At 43.0% G+C, this 21,195-nt stretch carries 17 protein-coding genes; 9 read left to right on the forward strand and 8 right to left on the reverse strand.

Annotated elements, in window-relative coordinates; translation table 11 throughout:
* Positions 1–54: 54 nt before the first annotated feature.
* The gene (dld, locus tag L4C38_RS03270; protein WP_428796100.1) at positions 55–1,761 is read right to left on the reverse strand and encodes a D-lactate dehydrogenase; all 1,707 of its coding nucleotides are present in this window, start codon (positions 1,759–1,761) and stop codon (positions 55–57) included.
* A 334-nt stretch (positions 1,762–2,095) separates the two neighbouring features.
* Entirely contained in the window at positions 2,096–3,220 is a 1,125-nt protein-coding gene (locus L4C38_RS03275) for a fatty acid desaturase (protein WP_428796101.1), read from the reverse strand.
* A 177-nt stretch (positions 3,221–3,397) separates the two neighbouring features.
* On the opposite strand from L4C38_RS03275, the gene L4C38_RS03280 reads away from it, so the two are divergent.
* The 4 genes from L4C38_RS03280 (at position 3,398) to L4C38_RS03295 (ending at position 9,013) form a co-directional block, all read left to right on the forward strand.
* Positions 3,398–3,943: a GNAT family N-acetyltransferase gene (locus tag L4C38_RS03280; RefSeq protein WP_428796102.1), complete on the forward strand. Its 546-nt coding sequence runs from the start codon at positions 3,398–3,400 to the stop codon at positions 3,941–3,943.
* Between the two features lie 121 nt (positions 3,944–4,064).
* Positions 4,065–5,189, forward strand: coding sequence for an efflux RND transporter periplasmic adaptor subunit (locus L4C38_RS03285; RefSeq protein ID WP_428796103.1), 1,125 nt, complete (start codon positions 4,065–4,067; stop codon positions 5,187–5,189).
* A gap of 11 nt (positions 5,190–5,200) precedes the next feature.
* Complete coding sequence (locus L4C38_RS03290) at positions 5,201–8,353, forward strand: efflux RND transporter permease subunit (RefSeq protein WP_428796104.1); 3,153 nt, start codon at positions 5,201–5,203, stop codon at positions 8,351–8,353.
* Positions 8,354–8,674: 321 nt separating this feature from the next.
* The gene (locus L4C38_RS03295) at positions 8,675–9,013 is read left to right on the forward strand and encodes a HopJ type III effector protein (protein ID WP_428796105.1); all 339 of its coding nucleotides are present in this window, start codon (positions 8,675–8,677) and stop codon (positions 9,011–9,013) included.
* 53 nt (positions 9,014–9,066) lie between these two features.
* Here L4C38_RS03295 and emrD read toward each other — a convergent pair whose 3' ends face one another.
* The 3 genes from emrD to L4C38_RS03310 form a co-directional block, all read right to left on the reverse strand.
* Entirely contained in the window at positions 9,067–10,272 is a 1,206-nt protein-coding gene (emrD, locus tag L4C38_RS03300) for a multidrug efflux MFS transporter EmrD (protein WP_428796106.1), read from the reverse strand.
* Between the two features lie 185 nt (positions 10,273–10,457).
* Positions 10,458–10,766 (reverse strand): cysteine-rich CWC family protein, encoded by a 309-nt coding sequence (locus L4C38_RS03305; protein ID WP_428796107.1) that lies wholly within the window; start codon positions 10,764–10,766, stop codon positions 10,458–10,460.
* 164 nt (positions 10,767–10,930) lie between these two features.
* Entirely contained in the window at positions 10,931–11,407 is a 477-nt protein-coding gene (locus tag L4C38_RS03310; RefSeq protein ID WP_428796108.1) for a MarR family winged helix-turn-helix transcriptional regulator, read from the reverse strand.
* A 336-nt stretch (positions 11,408–11,743) separates the two neighbouring features.
* Here L4C38_RS03310 and L4C38_RS03315 point away from each other — a divergent pair, with 336 nt between their 5' ends.
* Complete coding sequence (locus tag L4C38_RS03315) at positions 11,744–13,318, forward strand: BCCT family transporter (protein ID WP_428796109.1); 1,575 nt, start codon at positions 11,744–11,746, stop codon at positions 13,316–13,318.
* 73 nt (positions 13,319–13,391) lie between these two features.
* Here L4C38_RS03315 and L4C38_RS03320 read toward each other — a convergent pair whose 3' ends face one another.
* Together L4C38_RS03320 and L4C38_RS03325 are read right to left on the reverse strand one after the other, a co-directional pair.
* A complete protein-coding gene (locus L4C38_RS03320) occupies positions 13,392–15,281 on the reverse strand; it encodes a putative nucleotidyltransferase substrate binding domain-containing protein (RefSeq protein WP_428796110.1) in 1,890 nt (629 codons plus the stop codon).
* 116 nt (positions 15,282–15,397) lie between these two features.
* Positions 15,398–16,594 carry an aromatic amino acid transport family protein gene (locus tag L4C38_RS03325; protein ID WP_428796111.1) on the reverse strand — a complete coding sequence of 399 codons (1,197 nt, stop codon included), beginning with the start codon at positions 16,592–16,594 and terminating at the stop codon, positions 15,398–15,400.
* 327 nt (positions 16,595–16,921) lie between these two features.
* Between L4C38_RS03325 and L4C38_RS03330 the strand changes: the two genes are divergently transcribed.
* The 3 genes from L4C38_RS03330 to L4C38_RS03340 all read left to right on the forward strand — a co-directional run bounded on the left by L4C38_RS03330 (position 16,922) and on the right by L4C38_RS03340 (position 19,154).
* A complete protein-coding gene (locus L4C38_RS03330) occupies positions 16,922–17,047 on the forward strand; it encodes a hypothetical protein (protein ID WP_428796112.1) in 126 nt (41 codons plus the stop codon).
* Positions 17,048–17,248: 201 nt separating this feature from the next.
* Positions 17,249–17,842: an acyl carrier protein phosphodiesterase gene (locus L4C38_RS03335; RefSeq protein ID WP_428796113.1), complete on the forward strand. Its 594-nt coding sequence runs from the start codon at positions 17,249–17,251 to the stop codon at positions 17,840–17,842.
* A 52-nt stretch (positions 17,843–17,894) separates the two neighbouring features.
* Positions 17,895–19,154 (forward strand): DEAD/DEAH box helicase, encoded by a 1,260-nt coding sequence (locus L4C38_RS03340; protein WP_428796114.1) that lies wholly within the window; start codon positions 17,895–17,897, stop codon positions 19,152–19,154.
* Between the two features lie 99 nt (positions 19,155–19,253).
* Here L4C38_RS03340 and L4C38_RS03345 read toward each other — a convergent pair whose 3' ends face one another.
* Positions 19,254–19,961: a TetR/AcrR family transcriptional regulator gene (locus L4C38_RS03345; protein ID WP_428796115.1), complete on the reverse strand. Its 708-nt coding sequence runs from the start codon at positions 19,959–19,961 to the stop codon at positions 19,254–19,256.
* Between the two features lie 155 nt (positions 19,962–20,116).
* On the opposite strand from L4C38_RS03345, the gene L4C38_RS03350 reads away from it, so the two are divergent.
* Complete coding sequence (locus L4C38_RS03350) at positions 20,117–21,193, forward strand: efflux RND transporter periplasmic adaptor subunit (RefSeq protein ID WP_428796116.1); 1,077 nt, start codon at positions 20,117–20,119, stop codon at positions 21,191–21,193.
* The last annotated feature ends 2 nt before the right edge of the window (positions 21,194–21,195 follow it).

A 21,195-nucleotide genomic window follows, 5' to 3' on the forward strand; every position in this document is an offset into this window, starting at 1 on the left:
AGGTCAGTGTCAGTAGATGTGACCCCTTGTAGCTTCAAGGGATCACGAGATGTGTTACCCGCAGCAATTACAGTTGCGTTTGTATTTACTCATTTTACCAATCCCTGGGTTGAAGGTATTAGTTGGGTCAAGGGAGTGGTAAAACTCTTGCAGCTGCTTCTCTGCTTCATAGAGGTGACCGACGTTATGTTCAGCAGGGTATTTGGCGCCTTTGTCTGTTAGGAGCTTAAGCATCAAAGATTTGATTTTCTTCGTATCGGCACCTTTTTTGAAAATGTAATCTTGGTGGAATACGTGGCACATGAAATGTCCATAATAAAGCGCCATGACCATATCTTTAGTGATCTCTTCAGGCAGCTGTTCTACCCAATCTATATCGTTGCGTCTCAATGCAATATCTAGTGCGAGGATATCTTCAACCTCGTTTGCGTGAATCGTTTCATAGCGAATAGCAGCTCCAGCCGCAGCAAAGCGATGTAGCAGCGCTTTTTTCCCTTCGTCAGCTGTGCATTCAAAGTATTCGCATGCTTCTTGTTTAGACCAAACATTTTCAAGGTACTGTTTCGCTTCGCTAATACCACCATCGCTCATCTTGAGGATCAAGTGATGTTCGTATTTATCGCGATATTCAAGCATACGAGCAGGTAAATGCTGAGGGAACAACTTGGTCAGCCAGTAGAGAGAGATGTCAGGCAAGTCGTTAGGGATTAGTGGAATACGTTTAAGCACTGTCTCAACTTTTGCTTTCAGGGCAAAGAATTTCGGCAGCTTGTCAGTACCAAGATGATGGATAGATAGAAAGACATCTTTACCGTACTTTTCCGCTAGGTTAAAAATATCTCTGTGCATGTATTCGCCCATCTCAGGCAAGTTGTCAAAGTGACTGAGCATATCACGACGCAGCATGGTGAGTTTTTCAGGGTCATTACAGCCAATGTAGAATAGTTGCTCTTTTTCAGGCACTGGGTAGGTATCAACCCGTACCGCAAACACCGCGAGTTTTCCCGCGCAGCCGCTAGCTTCAAACAAACGACGTGAATCGGCGTTAAAGCGAGAAGGAGTGTCAGAATTAACGTTGCGAACTCGTTCATCGTATTCTCTATCCGAAGCCATTGCATCATGATCGTGAACTTGTTCTGGCTTGAAGTTGCCATTCTCTACATTAGTTAGAATTTCCTCTGGCGTGTCACCTAAACCTTTAATACCAAGGTGATTCACCAGTTCCAATTTTCCTTCTTTGGTCACACGACCAAAAAGCGCCAGTTCAGTATAAGCCGGACCGCGTTTTACCAATGCACCACCTGAGTTATTGGCTATACCACCAACAATAGTAGCGCCAATGGTAGATGAACCGATAACAGAGTGAGGTGCGCGATTAACTGTTTTCAATGACTTTTCGAGTTGATGTAAGCTAACTCCTGGAAGGCTAACAATTTGTTTGCCCCCATCTAATAGATGCAGCGTTTTAATTCGAGTGATATTGATGATCACAACTTCTCGGTCATAGTCATCTCCACTAGGCGCAGAGCCTTCAGTTAACCCTGTTTTTGCCGCTTGCATAATAACAATGCAATTCGCCTCGACACAGGCTTCAAGTAACCGCCACTGTTCAACAAGTGTCTTTGGAAACAAAACAGCGAGAGCTTTGCCTTTGCCAGAACGAAAACCAGATCGATAGTACTCGGTTTTGTTTTCCTGAGTTAGCACCTGATCTTTACCAATAATTTGTTCAAATTTGGCGACTAATATCTGGTTATTCATAGGCTTCCTGCTTTGATTGCTGGTTTTTAACGGGTCGTAATGATTGATTTACAGTCTAATAACATTCATCCGCCTCGGCTAGAGAGTTTAATCAAGGTTTTGCTTAATGGAAGTAATAATCAAGATCCCTGATATTAACAATATATTAATTATCAGACAGATAGGGTTGAATTCCTGTTATTGCCTTTCCAAAAATGCACTTCACTATTTCCAAAATTGGTATTATTGAAATGGTAGATGGCGGCGTATAAGAGAGGTTGAGGTGTGATCTTTATCGCCAAAAATAATTAAGGGAGTGATCAATACACTCCCTTAAGTTACTGGTTTACTCACCTCAGCAGTGTGTAAGTATGGTATTCCAATTCTTCTGTTGAGCTTTGCACTCAGATTTCAATTGGCGATAGCGAATGAGTAGCAGAGAGCGCTCGTACTTTTCTACCAGGTTGTAACGTTTCTTCTCGACCAACTGTTTTTTTAATTCATAGTAATCATTGAGTTTTTTCATAAGCTGTTCGAATTCACGCTGCAATGCTTCTTTTGATACTGAGTTGTTCGCGCGACTGTCTAACCTATCGATGGCGCGTTTTAACGCTTGTTTCGCTTTTGCCTGTTCAACCTTAATATGAGGAGTGATGCGAAGCTTCCCTGCCAAACCTAACCATTGTAATGACTTAATCAACCATTTGGTTGGATCGTATTGCCACCAGTAAATCCCATTACGGTAATCATTTTCGAAGATGTGATGGTAATTATGATATCCCTCGCCAAAGGTGAAAAAGGCAAGTACACCATTATCTCGCGCTGTATTTTTGTCGGTATATGGCTGATTGCCCCAAATATGGGCCAGTGAATTAATGAAGAAGGTAGTATGGTGGCTAAGAACCAACCGTAAAGCACCAACGATCAACAGCATGCCAATAATGTCATTGTAGAGAAAGCCGAGCATGACAGGGATTCCAATATTGGTAGCGATTGCTAATGCCAAATAGTATTTGTGTTGCCACACCACCACCCAATCTTTTTGTAGGTCACGACAGTTACCGTAGTCACTGTATGTGTCTTGGTTGTAATGTCTTAGCATCCACCCCATGTGTGAAAACCAAAAACCACGCTTGGCGGAATAAGGGTCTTTATCATTATTGTCGACGTGTTTGTGATGTACGCGGTGATCAGAGCTCCAGTGTAGAGCGCTATTTTGCAAGGCAAATGCGCCACCAAGTGCAAAGATAACTCTAAGTGCAGGGTGTGCTTGGTATGTTTTATGTGACCAAAGACGGTGATAGCCAGCAGTGATGGAGAGGTTGCAAAATGAGAATGCAACTGCGAGCCAAATCCAGTGCTCTATACCGTAACCGTATTCATATCCGTACCATGGAGTGATGACGACAGCCAATATAAAACTAACTAGAAAGAGTAGAACATTTAGCCAAATCACAGGTGGCTTTTCTACAGCACGCATTGAAATTTCCTTTAAGCGAACAAGTGTAAGCTAGAATATCAGCGCACACGTGTAAGTCAAACCGATGTTGTTTCATTTTGTGAAGGCGGATATCTTTGGAATGTTTTGCTTTTTATCCATGAATGCATAGTATAGTCAGAGGATTAACTCCTTACAGGAAGTAAAAAGGAACTGGCAATGGAAATAAAAGTAGCTGGATATAAAGACTACGAAAGAATTGCGCAATTGCACGCGCTAAGTTGGAAAACCTATTATCAAGGTATTCTAGGTGCTGAATACCTAGCTAATGAAGTGATAGACGACCGCTTGTTGATCTGGCAAACCCGCTTAATAAACCCACCATTTAACCAACATGTCCTTATAGCCGAAGATAAAGGGGAGATCTGTGGCTTTATTTGTGCGTTTGGTAACCACGATTTTGAAAAAGGCACCATTATTGACGCCCTCCATGTGAATTCTAATTCGAGAGGACTTGGTGCTGGTAAAGCACTTATCATTGAGATGGCGAAGTGGATTGAACAATTCTTCCCTGAAAATGGTGTCTACCTTGAAGTGATGGCTGCGAACAGCCAAGCCGTCGGATTCTATCAACATCTTGGTGGGCAAAACTCATTGGATCGTCAATGGACTGCGCCGTGCGGCAATAAGGTCACTGAATTAGTATTTACCTGGTCATCACCGACAGATATGCTTCAAAAATTAAACACTAAGCAAACCGCTTGATAGTGGTTATTCAATGGACATAGATTGAAACAATTTGATGTTCCATCTTGATAGTGCTCGGACATAAACATTAGTACCGTTAGTTAAGTTATTGTTACTAAACTTATCTAGCGGTATTTTGATGAAAAAAACGTTACTTGCGACAGCGCTGATCACCTCGCTGTTTTTAGTCGGTTGTGGAGAATCTTCACAAGGCACTCCTCAGACATTGGCACCACTCGTTGTCGCCGAGCCAGTCATGGCAACCTCACACCAACAAAGTAAATCTTATATCGGACGTGTAGAAGCAGTTGAAGATACTAATCTTACCGCTCAAGTTTCCGGCTATCTGAAAGATCGTCATTTTGAAGAAGGTCAAATGGTTGAAGCGGGTCAACTGCTTTATACAATTGAGCCATCTTCTTTTGAAGCGCAGCTTGCGGCGACAAAAGCAAGTTTAGCTCAGGCAAAAGCTGCCCTTAAGAAAGCGCAGCTAGATTTTACCCGTGGTAAGAATTTGCTGCCGAAAGGCAGTATCTCCCAATCTGAGTTTGATCATCTAACGGCTTCACTGCTTGGAGCTGAGGCGCAAGTTGAATCAGCTAATGCTCAGTTAAGCCTTGCTGAAGTTAATCTTTCATTTACTCAAATACGCGCACCATTTTCAGGGAGGATCAGTTCAAGCCAAGTGAGTACAGGTGATTTGGTTTCTCCACAATCAGGTGTACTGACGACTCTAGTGAGTTTAGACCCTGTCCATACCAGCTTTAGTGTGAGTGAACGTGAACGCTTAGAGATGGGGATGGACAACTTTAAGGGCAATGGTAATAAAGAGAGCACGGCTGTCGAAGTTAAACTGATTTTAGAAAATGGTCAGTCTTATGATCATTTGGGGAAATTGGATTTTCTCGGTAATCGAATTGAACTGAATACAGGCACGCTCGCTATGCGCGCCATAGTTCCAAATCCTGATTATCGCCTACTACCTGGGCAACACATCCGAATTGAACTGAGAGAAAAAGCCAAAACAGATGTTTTATTGGTGCCACGCCGCGCAGTGCAAACGGATTTGGAAGGTCATTTTGTCATGCTAGTAAGCGAGGGTAATGTCGCTGAACGACGCAACGTTGAGATTGGACGTCAACTCGATGAGGGCATCATAGTGCGTAGCGGTATTTCGAGCGATGATGTTGTTATCACGCAAGGGTTACAGCGAGTTCGCAACGGTGTGCCAGTTCGGTTCGAAACTCAAACGCCACAACAATAGCGAGGGGCGAGATGCTAAGTAGATTTTTCATTCAGCGCCCTAAGTTTGCGCTGGTTATATCGATATTACTCACACTAGCAGGGGCTATATCACTAGCGGTATTGCCGGTTGCTGAATATCCTAAGATAAGCCCGCCTTCAGTGAGCGTTACGGCTTACTACACAGGTGCGAGTGCTGAGGTGGTCGAACAAGCGATAGCCGATCCGCTCGAAGCTGCGGTTAATGGCGTAGAAAACATGATTTACATGTCTTCAAAAAGCGCCAATGACGGGTCATATAACCTAAATGTTACGTTTGATGTCGGCACTGATCCCGACATGGCTCAGGTGAATGTTCAAAATCGCGTTTCACAAATTGAATCAAAACTGCCACAAGAAGTCCGTATGGCGGGTATCACGGTGAAGAAACGTTCACCAGATTTGCTTATGGTACTTAACTTCTATTCGCCAGATGGTAAGTATGATGATCAGTTTTTGATTAACTACATCAACCTAAACGTTAAAGACCAACTAGCCCGTGTTACAGGCATTAGTGAGGTGAATGTAATTGGTGGTGGTGAATACGCCATGCGAGTTTGGCTTGATCCAGAAAAAATGGCGAATCTTAAGCTAACGACTACCGACGTTCACGCCGCTCTTAAAGAACAAAACGTGCAGGTTGCGGCTGGGCGGATAGGTGCTGCGCCATACAACAACGCGCAAGAAGTTCAATTTAACCTTGTTGCTAAAGGGCGTTTGGAGTCGGTAGGCGAATTTGAAAATGTAGTGTTGCGTGCGAATAGTGATGGTTCGACGGTTTATTTGAAAGACGTTGCACGCGTAGAGTTGGGCAAAAAATTCTATGATGGTAGTGGGTTATTCAGAGGTCAAGATGCGTCTATTGTCGCGCTCTCACTGCAATCTGATGCCAATGCACTAGACAGTGGTAAAGCCGTAATGGATTTACTTGATAATCTCAGTGTGAACTTCCCAGAAGGCATGGCGTATGAAACTAGCTACGACACAACTGTGTTTGTCGCTGAGTCGATCAAAGGGGTTGTAAAAACCCTAATTGAAGCCATTTTGCTCGTTATCGCGGTTACTTATCTGTTCTTAGGCAGTGCGCGAGCGACACTGATACCCGTTGTCGCTATACCGGTTTCATTGATTGGTACGTTTGCCGTTATGCAAATGACGGGCTTCACAATCAATACGGTGACCTTATTTGGTCTGATTCTGGCAATTGGTATTGTGGTAGACGATGCCATCCTCGTCATTGAAAATGTCGATACTACAATGGCCAACGACCCGAGTATATCGCCAAGGAAAGCGACATTACTGGCAATGAAAGAAGTAACTGGACCGATCGTGACATCGACTTTGGTGCTTTTAGCCGTGTTCTTGCCTGTGGCTATGCTGCCGGGAATTACCGGTATCATGTATCGCCAATTCGCTTTAACGATTTGTATTGCTGTGGTTATTTCGTCGATTAATGCGCTAACCCTTTCGCCTGCACTTTGTTCATTAGTGCTAAAGCAAGGAGGTGGCAACACAGCTCGATGGTTCCAAGCATTTAATAGAGGGTTAGAAGCAGTAACCACACGCTATGGTCAAATCGCAGGCTTCCTCGTTAAAAAGACAGTTCTACTAGTAGGTTTCTTCTTAGTTGCACTTGCAGCGGTGACATTCTTTGCTAAAACGACATCGACGGCATTTGTACCTCAAGAAGATAAAGGCATTTTGTTGGTTAATGTGCAGTTGCCAGATTCGGCATCATTGTCTCGTACTGAAGAGGTGACTGAGCAGCTCATTGAATTGGTTGAACAAGAGCCGGGTGTCGATGGTGTCACTGTTGCCAACGGTTTTGCGTTTATGACGGGGGCGGCGGCTTCCAATGGCGCATCCTTGTTTATAAAATTACATGATTGGGAAATGCGTAATCAATTGGATGGAGATCATTCATCTAATGCCATCTCTCAGCGCATAAATGGTCAAGCAGCAATGCAATTGCCTCAAGCGGTTGTGTTTGCCATGGGTCCGCCAGCGGTTCCGGGGATGGGTGCAGCCTCTGGTTTTGAGTTTGTGCTAGAGGACACACTTGGTCGTAGCCGCACTGATCTAGCGATTGTGATGAATCAACTAATTGAAGAGGCGAAAAAGCAACCAGAAATAGGCTTTGCATTCTCGACTTTCCGTGCCAACGTACCGCATTACTATGTGGATATCGACCGTGAAAAAGCACAACAACTGGGTATTTCGTTATCGAGCATTTTTCAAACGCTACAGGGTAACCTCGGTTCACTCTATGTGAATGATTTCACCATGTTTGGTAAAAATTTCCGAGTAACCATGCAGGCGGATGCAGAGCATCGCAGTGGTATGGATGACTTGGAGCGTTTTCATTTGCGCTCTGCAAGCGGGCAGATGGTGCCGTTAAGTACATTAGTCAGTTACGATCAGATCTTTGAACCCGACGTGGCATGGCGTTATAACATGTACCGAAGTTCAGTCATTCAAGGGCAGCCGGCTCCGGGTTATTCAAGTGGTGATGCGATCGCCGCAATGGAACGTGTCGCGGCGGAGATATTACCACAGGGCTATCAATATGAATGGACGGGAATGGCCTATCAAGAAGTACTTGCGGGTAACCAAGCGATTTACGCATTCGCGCTTGCGTTAATCTTTATCTATCTGTTTATGGTAGCGCAATATGAAAGCTGGAGTATTCCGATTGCGATTATTCTGGTGGTGCCAATTGCAACCTTGGGTTCTTTCCTTGCACTGAATTTAACGGGGACGCCACTTAATCTGTACGCCCAAATAGGCTTGGTTTTGCTCATAGCGTTAGCGGCAAAAAACGCGATACTCATTGTGGAGTTTGCCAAGGTTGAACGAGAAGAAAAAGATATAGCGATAGAGGACGCAGCGGTTCATGGTGGTAAATTACGCTTCCGAGCCGTTAATATGACGTCATGGTCGTTCATTTTGGGGATTTTCCCTTTGATCTTCGCATCAGGAGCGGGGCATATTAGCCAAAATTCACTAGGTATCTCTCTAGTTGGCGGTTTGCTGTGTGTGTTACTCGCCGGTACGCTATTGATTCCTGGTTTCTATGCCATGGTTCAGCGTCAAAGGGAAAAAGTACACGGTGGTAACACCAAAATGCTTGATTTAGATGATGAATAATTGATGTAAACCACTAAAACGCTTAGTTAACACTAGGCGTTTTTTTTTGCTTGTAACCTGAGTTACATTGAAAAAACGCGCAGGTTTTACACTGTAAAAAGTTAGGTGCGGGAATCAATAACTAGAGCTATTTCGTACTGTAATGCTACCAAGTGCTCATGAGTTGTATTGTTTGATGTATCTAAGCATACGACGTACCGTGCCTTGGCTATTTGAGGGAACTCCCAAATAATTGGGCAAAGTATCAATTGATTCTGGAGCATCGCGATTGTCTCCAGTAAAATATGCTTCTGGTTAACTAAAAGTAAAACTTAAAGTCATATGGAATTGAAAGCCTTTTTAGAGAGATTACAAAGTACACCAACTTCAGTGGAGTTCTCTCAGTCAATTGCCGTAATCGAAGCAAACTATACCTTTAAACCAACCGCATTCAGCAATGGCACAATGCGTAACCCGGAAGGTGAAAACAATGGTTCGTGCAAGATTCTTGCGTTTGGACTAATGCATAAGTTGTCTGAAGCGCAAACATTGCAGATGTTTGGAGAATATTACAGAGATGATGTTTTGGGGCACCCTGAAGGGCATGACCACCAGAATATTCGTAATTTTATTGCACATGGCTGGCAAGGCGTCAAATTTGAAGGTCTAGCACTAATATAATAAACAAAGGAGCCAATCGGCTCCTTTGTTTTGACTCATACCTAGTATCTCTATTAGATTGCAACAGGTACTTCAGTCGCTGTCTCTTGGCACTTATGCACTTTCACCATTCCATAAACGGCTGTCAGTGACATCACCAACATAAAGATGCCCAATGGCATTTGATTGGCTGCTGGAATTAACGAAGCAATAAGAGTCGCTGCACCTGCGATGAGGTTTTGCATTCCTCCTAAGACCGCGCCACCCGTTCCCGCATGGTTAGGAATAGGGTTGAGTGCACCAGTAGTAGCAGCAGGGTAGACGATACCGGTCCCCAAAAAATAAAGAGCTGCGCCACCAACCAATGAAATGGCCGAAGTGTACCCCAATATTCCAGGGATCAGTATAACAATTGAACCTAGTGTAATCGCGCCTAAACCTATGTTTAATGTAGTGCTAGTAGCACAGCGCGTAGCAAGAAAACTTGATACTGCCGAACCTACTAAATAACCTGGAATAGGTAGCACAAACAAAATGCTGACAGTTGTTGCTGGTAGCTTTAATACACCACCTAGCAGCACACCTGCAGCCGCTTCAAATATGGCGAGCCCAGAAAAAGTAGCAACTAAACAAATTAGGTAGCCTTGAAAACGTTTGTCTGACAGAACAAATTTATAGCTTTCGCTCACCTTCTCGATACGACGTCTCTCTTTGGGCAAGGTTTCTTTAAACCCAGTCATCATAGTGATGATTACCGCCATGCCGAATAATGCAAGGAACAGGTAGCTTGAGCGCCAGCCAAAATTTTCTGCCAGTAGACCACCAAGTAATGGCGCGAGTAGTGGTGAGAAGACGATACTCATACTGATCAAGCTATTTACTTTGTGTAGTTCTGGACCGTCATAGCGATCTCGACCTAGTGTACGGGCCATAGCTCCGCCACAACCAACACCTAAGCCTTGTATAAAACTGCCTGCTAAAAACCACATATAACTGGGAGCAAAGAGTGCAGCTAGAGTACCAAGCATGTAAACGGCTAGGCCAAAAAGGATGATTGGTTTACGTCCTAGTCGATCAGAAATTGGACCATAGATAAATTGAGAGAGACCATAAGGGATTAGATAACACGCCATTACGGCTTGAAGGCTACCCGGAGTGACAGCAAATTCATTTGCCATTTGACCAATCGCAGGAACGTACATTGTTTGCGTCATTTGACCGACAGCAGTCAAAATGGCAATCAGAAATGTAAATTTAATCAGCTTTGCGTAAGCAGACATATTGAAACACCTAAGATAAGAACGATACAACCCAGCTAAGGCTTAGCGCAGCTCATTAACAAGCTAATGGGAACATAATACTATTAAGTATATTAAATATATCGTTCTGTTAAGGCAATGAAAGTTAGGACAATCTCGGGCGACAATTTTCCAATAATCAGATTAGAAAATCTAATATTGTGATATTAGTCAATAGGTAATAAAGACAAGCACTTACGACATAGGCATGCTTCATTGCTATGAATGTTAGACAAGTCACGCTTTTCTATTTCGAAGCACCAGCAAGTACTTTTACCTGCGCTAATATCACAGTAGCTTTTCTCTTGGCAAGAAGGGCAAGAGTGGGTTGACGTTATGCCCATAATTTCAGCGATGCGTGTTGACTGCTGATCCTCGCTTAGCTCACGCCACGCGGTGAGTTCATTCATTGTTCGGTGGCAACCTGAGCACATACCAGCGTTATTTTTGCATGCAGCGATACATGGGGATTTCATAGTTTCTCCAAATACGAATACACCAAATGACAGGCAATAGAATCAATGGTTGAAAGCGCATCAATTGAATGTGTATCAAAGGGGGCGGGAGCGACATAAAGAAGTGGTCAATGGGTTGTGACTCGCATACCGCCAATGTTTAACGCTATGCGAGTGACCAAAAGCTAGTCTGTTTTGGTAATACTACCAAGTTCCAATACAGGAGCTACATCTATATCTTTGGCATTCATCATGGCAGAAAGCCGTTGAACTGAAGACAGTAGCAATGTTTGCTCCCAATCTTCTAATTGTTGAAACTTATTAATGAAACTTTGCTGAAGCGGGAGTGGCGCTTGCTCCAAACGCTCCTTACCTTGCTCTGTAAGCACGGCATGAACCTTACGTTTGTCAGTTTCGCTACGTTTTCTTTCAATTAAACCGTTTCGTTGCAAGCGGTCAAGAATGATGGTCGCGGTTGCCTGACTCATATTGGTATGGTTCGACAGCTGTTTAATCGTTACTTCACCCAATTCTCGAATTGAGCGCATTAAAATTAGCTGAGGGGCAGTTAAACCTGCTTCTTTGCTTAGTTTTTTTGAATGTAGATCAATTGCTCTAATTATCTGTCTTAATGACACCAGAACTTCTTCGTGCTTTTCCAAGATAAACCCTTAAAAAACGTAGCCACTTTTTTTCAAGAACATAACCTAAATTGATGATGAATAGAAGTGTAAATACGCAAATTTTACAGATGCTATATTCATTAGACTACAAATAACTTTTATCTCTTTCAACATAAGGTCTAAGAGTTGATGAGTGTGACAATAAGTGAATTAAACGCTGTAAACAGGCGGTTATTATGCATAAGCTTTCAATAATTGGCATTTTTCACTATAAAGCGTACAATGTATAGTAATTAATGAAAGGTAAAAAGCGCTTTAAATCATTTATAACTCTAAATGATGAGGGGAAATAAGTGCAAAAATTAGAGAGAATTTATGACTAAAGGAATTGATAAATACAGTATTGACAGTACTGATTATACGATAGGGCAAGATAATGTTCAGAAGTGGGGTTTCGATGTTCATAACCCTGTGTTTGGTATTAGTGCGGGTTTTATTGCTTTATTTTTGATTGGCGCTCTGGTTTTAGATGCGCACACAGCCAAGACTTTTCTTGACGGGATAAAATGGAAAATTATAGGTAACTTTGACTGGTTGTTTATTTGGTCTGGTAACCTCTTTGTTGTTTTTTGTTTAGTGCTGGTGATGAGCCCACTAGGTAAGATCCGATTAGGTGGCGAAGACGCTAAAGCGGATTACTCATTTATATCTTGGTTGTCGATGCTGTTTGCTGCTGGTATGGGTATCGGTCTGATGTTCTGGAGCGTGGCTGAGCCAGTTGCGTATTTCACCGGGTGGTACGAGACACCGTTGGGCGTTGAAGCCAATACGCCAGAAGCAGCACGTCTTGCGATGGGGGCAACCATGTATCACTGGGGTTTACACCCATGGGCGATTTATTGTGTTGTTGCGTTGTCTTTAGCTTTCTTTGCTTACAATAAAGGTTTGCCGCTGTCTATTCGTTCGATCTTTTACCCATTGTTGGGGGATCGCGCATGGGGTTGGGCTGGTCACATTATTGATATTTTGGCTGTTCTGGCTACGTTATTTGGTCTCGCAACGTCGTTGGGGTTAGGAGCGCAGCAGGCCGCCAGTGGTATCCAGCATGTTTTTGGTATTGAGGCTGGCTTAGGGTCACAAATCGTTGTTATTACGGTGGTAACGTTACTAGCGGTTGTTTCGGTTGTGCGCGGTATCGATGGCGGCGTGAAAGTGATCAGTAATATCAACATGGTGATCGCATTCTTGTTGTTGATCATGGTTGCATTTATCGGCTGGGCGGTCGCGTTGGGTAATATCCCAACGACCTTAATGGCATATATTGAAAACTTAATCCCTTTGAGTAATCCGCATGGTCGTACAGATGAAGCCTGGTTCCAAGGTTGGACAGTATTCTACTGGGCTTGGTGGATCTCATGGTCGCCATTTGTTGGCATGTTCATCGCACGTGTATCAAGAGGTAGAACAGTTCGTCAATTTATCACTGCCGTTTTGATTGTGCCGACTTCAGTGACGGTAATTTGGATGTCAGTGTTCGGCGGTCTTGCGATTGATCAAGTTGTGAATAACGTAGGAGAGCTTGGTAGTAAGGGGCTGACGGACGTTTCATTAGCAATGTTTGAAATGTTTGATGTACTGCCAATGGGTGACATCCTATCGATCATTGCCGTTGTATTGGTGTTGGTGTTCTTTATTACTTCTTCTGATTCCGGTTCGCTTGTTATCGATAGTATAACGGCTGGCGGTAAAGTTGATGCGCCAGTTCCACAGCGTGTTTTTTGGGCCTTTATGGAAGGTGCGATTGCGGTTGCGTTACTGTGGATTGGTGGTACAGAAGCGATACAAGCTTTGCAAGCTGGCGCTATTTCCACTGCACTTCCATTTACTATCGTGCTCTTGCTGATGTGCGTCAGTTTGATAATGGGTATGCGGACAGAAAAAATAAGATAACTTGTTACAGTGGGTTAATAACAAAAAGGGATGCAAACGCATTCCTTTTTGTTATTTGAAGTATAGAAAGAACCTAACCAAAATTGCTATTGGCATGATAACGGAATTTCAAGAAATTCTGAGAGTTGCTCAAAACAAGGAAAGCATCTTTAAGGTTTCGGCGCTCAAATTCAGACAGACTTTCTGGCTCGATATTGTTGTCAGGCTCGATGCTATTTTCAACATCATAAGCTTGGTGCCTGATACGCACCATTGAAATGAACTCTAATGCGTCACGCAGTGCGTGAGCTTTGCCTTTGGGCAAAACCCCCGCGTCATGAATATCATCGAGTCGTTCAAATGAATTTTTAGCTCTTGAACCCACAGCGAGTGCGTGAACTCTGACTAAATCGGCAAGAGGTGCAGTGCCGCGGCGTTTTAAGTTGATCGAATTTTTGTGTTGACCATCTTTTTCTACCACAAAATCTTTAAAGAAGCCGAGAGGAGGGGTTCGATTAAGGGCATTGCGTGCTAAACATGCCAAAAACCGGTTGTTTTTCCTTGCGCGTCGAACGATAAAACCGTTGAGTTGTTCTGCCCATTTTAAGCGTCCGTAAACACCGTCTAGATCAAAAAATATTGAAGCATTGAGCAGTGCCTTGGGGTTTGGGTTATCAATCCAGTCAGCAAAACACTCTTCCCATTCAGTACGTGTCATTCGCCAGTCAGGATTGGTCGCCATAATATCTCCCGTACAATACTCGTAACCACAGCGAGCTAAGCCATCGCATATAAGACGGGCAAGGTTTTCAAAATAGACTTGGTGAAGTTTTGGCTGATAACTATTGTCGAGAATGATCGCGTTGTCTTGATCTGTCACTAATAATTGCTCGTCTCTACCCATAGAACCTAGCGCCAAAAAGCAAAATGGTATTGGTGCGGGACCGAGCTCTAACTCTGCCAGTTCGACTATTCGTTGCTTAAAACTTCGACCAATCACTGACATTGCGCTACCAACCATGTGAGAGTTTGCATCCTCATTAACGAGGCGAACAAAACAATCTTTTACCTGCACTGAAAGACTGGCGAGATCATCGATGGAATGTTGCTGGAATATTTGACTGACTAATAGCAAAGAATTTTGCGACTCGTAGCGAACTATGTCGGTTGTTTCGATAATGCCTATAGGTAGGCGATCTTTTAGCACTGGTAAATGATGGACGTTATAACGCAGCATCGTCAACATCGCTTCGTATACGTATGCATTGTGATCGAGTGATATAACCTCGTGGGTCATCACATTTATCACTGGAATATTTGGGTCTAAACCCGTTGCTAATACGCGTGTGCATAGATCTCGGTCAGTCACAATTCCAACTAGACCTGAGGTGTCTTCGTCTTCGTTATCTTCTATATTTTCGTCTATGACTAACAAGGATGAGACATTTTCTTCTGCCATTTTAACAGCCGCGTTTTGAATGGAGTCTGTGCTGTAAATAAATGGTGCATCCCCTCGAATTAACGTTCTTACTTTTGAGGTGGTTAGGTCACTCTCATCGTGTGTTGATGAAACCGCTTGTCGTAAACGCATGTTGTGCTCAACTTCGACGAAATCAGCGAAAGCTTCGTGCTGTTCGTAAAGTTCAAGAAAAATGGATTCAGGAATGCAATAGAGTAGGGAATCTCTAACCGCTTGAGCGGGAAAACGAACTTTGTTGTTGGTTAATAAACCCATTTGACCAAACAGAGCCCCGCTATCTAAGCGGCTATAGAGCTCACCTTTGCGCCGATACACTTCGACGACACCGCTTCTAACCATATACAAGTCATGAATTTGCTCACCAAACTTAATAATTGGTGACCCTTCTCTATAGTACGCAATCTCGACATGTCGTGCGATTCTTGTTAGCACATCATCGTCGAGTTCATCAAACGGTGGATGTTGTGTAAGAAAGGATTTGATTTCGAGTTGCTCAGCTTCCATCTAGAACTCTCTTTAAAGTACCTGATCATTAAAGCGTATATCATCTGCGTTGACTTAACGAAAAAAGCTTAGCTGTAACTAAGCCTTTTTAGATTTTGTGCTGTAATAGTGCGAGCCTACCCAAGGGTAGGCAGTGTCCCTGATGTTATCATTAGTTGAGCTGTGATGATAAACACACCAGCGAATGCACACAGCGTGATGGCGGCTTTACCACCAGCAACTTGGTACTCAGCGCGCTCGTAAGTTAACCGCGCTTTGATAATCATTACGATGGGTAAGAAAATCGCTAAGATTGCTAGGGCGATGGCTGCGTAACCAAGAGCCGTAATAAAGCCTTGTGGGTAGAATAGCGCAAAGCCCATTGGCGGAATAAACGTCACAACTCCGGTGACCAAGCGTGACGAATGGGTCTTATTCATTGAATCACCCAAAAATTCAAACAAACCAAGGCTTACCCCCAAAAAGGATGTAAGTAAGGCGAGATCGGCAAACAATGAGATAGCATGGCTAATATTCGACTGACGTACAGTGTTAGAAAGCTGAGTGATTAGGGCATTCAAACCTTGATTGTTAACCAACTCAGTTTGGCTAACGACACCTAAGGTGACGACTTGCCAAAATATATACACGATCAGGGGGATCGCCGAGCCGATAATGATCGCTTTGCGCAGCGACTTAGTATCACCATCGAGGTAACGAACGATGGCTGGAATACTGCCATGGAAACCGAATGAAGTAAAAATGACCGGAATGGCAGCAATAACCAAGCCTTGTTTAATTGGCATACTGAGTAAGTAGGATTGAGTCACATTTGGAGCCAGAAACAATAAAACGCTCGCCATTGCTATTAGTTTTAGTGCAAACAGGACACGATTTACTCTATCAACGGCTGCGGTGCCGATGACGATTATAGCAGCAACTAAAAGCGTAAAAATGATCGTGCCATTTTGAGCTGTTATTTCCAAACCAGTCCATTGTTGAATGCGCTCACCAAACTGGGTACCACCCGCTGCAATATACGCAGCGCATAAAGAATAAAATAGAAACAGCATTGAAAGGCTTGCGACCCATTTTCCACGCTTCCCGAGAATTTGCATTGCAAGAGTGTGCAAAGTAGCTTGGCTGTTAGCGTGTTGATGAAGCTCGACCATCATCAAAGCTGTATAAGCCATCAAAGCCCACAAAAATGTCATGATGATGAGTGATGTCGAAAAACCGATTCCTGCGGAAGCGAGCGGCAGGGCTAGCATGCCTGCACCGATCGTCGTCCCCGCAATAATCAAAGTACTACCTATTATCTTTGATTTTCTCATATGTTTATTATTCTTTACATAATTGAATTCTATTACCAATGAACATTTGGTTGTTCATGCATTATCTAGCCCAATAGGCTAGAAGTAGCACAGTTTGTGATATTGAAATCTAAATATCAAGCTGAATGTAACTTTTAATTTCCATTGTGTACTTAAATATTTACATGGGTAATTCAATGAGTCACTGCAAACGTTTGCTAATGGCGCGGATCAAATTCACGTTCAGTGAGGCTTTTGTCTTTAAAAAAAATGTCATATAAAGTAGGTAAAAAGGAACCATCCACTGGTGAATTATAGTGGGCGATACAATCATGTAAGGAGGTCAATATGTGTGACCAAGCAACGAATGACGAGAGTTTAGAGCTGCTCGATGCCTTAGAAATCGGCACCAACTTGTCAAATTATCAAGATAGTACAGAAGAGTGTACTGACGATGCTCAAGGCATTGTATAGACTTATATACCCTAGTGACGTCAAGATACAGGATTCAGAGTCTCGTCATTGGGTTCCGTTCAAGGAAAACAATTGTAGCTGAATTTATATTTAGCTCTTCCACCTGTAAGCCAGTGCATTAGCGCTGGCTTTGTGCTTTTATAGTGAAAGAAATACAGCAAATCGAACCAAGACAAATCATTCACAAACGAGCCGCGTCATATGAATTTCCTTGCCCATCTTCACATTGCAGACTCTTGTCAATCCAGCTTACTAGGAAATCTATTGGGCGATTTCGTCAAAGGTGACCCTGATCGTCAGTTTCCTCAAACTATCGCACAAGGCATTCGCCTACATAGGTTTGTAGATAGCTATACCGACGCACACCCTTTAATGAAACAGGCTAAAGTATTATTTCCCGAGGGGCAAAGGCGTTTTGCAGGTATCGCACTCGATGTAATGTGGGATCATTATTTGGCGCGGCAATGGAAAAGTTATCATTCGAGTACATTAAACGGATTTTGTTTGAAATCAGAAAAAACAATTCAAGATGAACAAACCATGCCTGTCCCTGAACGATTTGTGATAGTGGTAAATCGTATGTGGCGTGGTCGTTGGCTAGAGTCTTACCAACATTTAGATAATATTGAGTTCGCCTTAAATCGCATGTCAGAGCGATCGAGCAGAATGACCCCGTTGGCTGACTGTTTCACTCATCTAGAGAAAAACTACGCTCCACTTGAGCAGTTATTCAGCGATTTTTACCCCGATTTACTCAGTACCAGTAGAGAATTTTGTGTTAATTCTGGTAACTAGCAGTGGCTTAAGTATAGAATCGCTGCCGTTAAAAGATTAGGTAACGGAAAATATGTCACAAGCATTTGCAAACCTTGGCCTGGCTGATCATTTGATCGAGACATTAGGTCAACTAGGCTTCGAGAAGCCAACAGACGTTCAACAACAGGCAATTCCTCATGTACTTGAAGGACATGATGTCTTAGCGGGAGCGCAAACTGGTACCGGTAAAACCGCCGCCTTTGGCTTACCTATTATCCAACGTTTGTTGGTGCAAAATGTAGTGAGAGATACACAGCGTAACGATGTACTGGCACTGGTATTAGTACCTACTCGGGAATTAGCGCAGCAAGTATTCGATAACATTAGCGCTTATGCGAATAATACCGAGCTTAAGATCGTTACCGCATATGGTGGCACGAGCATGGGTGTACAAATCAAGAATCTTCACAGTGGTTGTGACATCTTAATTGCTACGCCGGGTCGTTTACTCGATCACCTATTTTGCAAGAATATCTCGCTGTTAAAAACACAAGTTTTGGTGTTGGATGAAGCCGATCGAATGCTTGATATGGGGTTTTGGCCGGACCTAAAACGTATCTTGTCTAAAATGAGTCCTCAACGCCAGACGTTATTTTTCTCGGCAACTTTCGACAAAAAAATAAAAGATATGGCGTACCTCATGATGAATGAACCAGTCGAGGTTCAGGTTGCTGCGGAAAATAGCACCGCTGATACTGTAGAACAAAAAGTGCATCCAGTAGATAAAAAGCGAAAGTCGGAACTACTGGCGTATTTGATTGGTTCAAAAAACTGGCAACAAGTACTGGTATTTACCAAAACCAAACAGGGTAGTGATGAGCTTGCTAAAGAGCTCAAACTTGACGGCATCAAAGCAGTATCCATTAATGGTGATAAGAGCCAAGGTGCCCGCCAGAAAGCGTTGGACGATTTCAAACAAGGTAGAGTGAGAGCATTGATTGCGACAGATGTTGCCGCTCGTGGACTCGACATCCATCAACTTGAGCAAGTTGTCAATTTTGATATGCCATTTAAAGCTGAAGACTATGTGCACCGTATTGGTCGTACAGGTCGAGCGGGGAAAAAAGGTTTAGCCGTTTCGCTAATGAGTCGTGATGAAGAGTATTTACTTGAGGCGATTGAGCGTTTATTGGACACCCATCTACCGCAAGAATGGCTTGAAGGTTATGAACCAAGCTTAATGGGAGACGTCGTGAATGATAGTTCGCCAAACCGTAAAGGTCGTTCATCTGAAAAGCGCAGAATGAAAGCTAAGATGAAGATTCACGCCAGCCGCGGTAAACATCGCTAGAGGTTGTTGCCTTAGGCATTAAAGTGACAAGTTTTCAAACGATCAAAAAGCCAGCGATATGCTGGCTTTCTTATATCTAACAGGGCTTGAACTGTATTGTTACAGTTCGCAATCACATGAGTAGACGAGTTCGGCGACAGTTTTTGGTGTGAGACGATTTTCTACAGGTATCTGTAATCGATGCGCCATTATCTGATTAAACATTTGCCAATGGTTTAATAAACATTGGTCAAGATCGTCGGTTTCTTCACACCAAGTTTGCAGCAGGAATGGCGACAAACTTGCGGCACCGTGTGCGTACATAATCATTTGCCATTTAATCTCCCAGACTTTGATAGGAGTCTCAGGGTGCTCTTGATTGTATTCGTCAGCAATAGCATCGACAACCATTTGAATTTGACCGGATTGGTCAACAAAATAATCAAACAGAGCGTCTTCTTGACGAACAGCATCTGCAATTAGTTGAATTGGTTGTTTGTTCACTAACATATGAGCAAGCAAACGCACTGCAAAAATATACATCTTTTCGTTTGCAGGCAGTTTCTCAGGCATGTTTCCGATAATGGTACGAATATATCCGACCATAAACTCTTGTAAACAATCACTAATTGCGTACCAAATTTTTTCTTTGCTACCAAAATGATGACGAATCAAACTGTGGGAAACGCCTGCTTGTTCGCTAATATTTCGTAGCGATACTCTCTCATAGCCGAATGTGCAGAACATGTTTGCAGCGACTTTAAGTATCTCACCTTTAGTCTTTACTGCATCCTGTGCGCTTCTACGACCTTGTTTTCTTTCGATCATCTAAAATACCAACCCTTAATTACGCTCTATTTTTACCAGAAATGTCAGCAGTTTTCATCAATAAAAATATATTATACACATGGAAAATAAAAAATTGATCTCAACTTCAAAGTATTTATACTGTCCGAACGTGCAGTAAAGTGAGAGTTGCAGAGATGAACTACAGGAAGTATGTAACAACCCATATAGCAAAGGTGCTTGTCGTAATAGGTATTGGCTTGTTCTTAACCGGATGTAACCAAGCAAATTCTGAAGAAACCGATAAAGCAGCCAAATCGGTAAAGCTATTTGAAATCCCGGATGTAACTACCCAACAATATGATTCGTTTATCGCGGAAGTTGATGCTACCGAAAGGGCAACCTTGTCTTTTCAAGTGTCAGGTGAAATTGAACAAATGACATTCAAAATGGGGCAGCAGGTTGAGAAAGGGGATTTGCTCAGTCAGTTGGATCCCACTGACTATCAATTAGCTGTAGATGCAAAAAACGCAGAATACGAATTGGCAAAAACGGGCTATGAACGTGCACGGGCTTTGTACAAAAAAAAGTTAATCAGTACCGATGTATTTGACCAGCGAGAAACAGAGTACAAAGCATCAAAGGCTGCGTTAGACCAAGCTGAGACGGATTTGGCTTATACACAAATAAGAGCGCCTTTTGATGGAGTGGTTTCTTTGTCATATGTGAAAGAGCACCAAGTTGTCGCTGTTAATCAACCTATCTTAAATTTAATCAATAATGCGGTGATGGATGTCGTGTTCAATCTTCCGGTGAGCTATATCGACCAGTATGGTTTAGAAAGTGTTTCAAAATCGTCTTTAAGTGTGACGATGGATATCAACAAACAAGTTCAAATACCAGCGGTGTTTAAAGAAATATCGACACAAGCGGATAGTGAAATTAATAGCTATAGAGCAAGCGTGACTATTAAGCGGCCAGTAAACCAAAATTTATTCTCCGGGATGACGGGGCAAGTGCATTTTCCAAAGCAAAGAAATGATATTGCCTTAGATGTTGTTGATAGCGCGTGGATACATAAATGGGAAGGTAGTGGTGCACTTTTTCGTTTGGACCCAGAAAGCCAAACTCTAAAAACGATTCAAGTCGATTTGAATTCACAAGGGCAAATCATTGGCGGAATTCGTTCGGGTGATTTGATCGTTGAAGCGGGGATTTTGCAACTTCATGAAGGTCAGCATGTAAAAGCTTGGTTAAAAGAAGGGGGCATCTAGGC

Origin of the sequence: Vibrio kasasachensis, from assembly GCF_050337565.1 — a bacterium.
In the GTDB taxonomy this organism is placed as follows: domain Bacteria; phylum Pseudomonadota; class Gammaproteobacteria; order Enterobacterales; family Vibrionaceae; genus Vibrio; species Vibrio kasasachensis.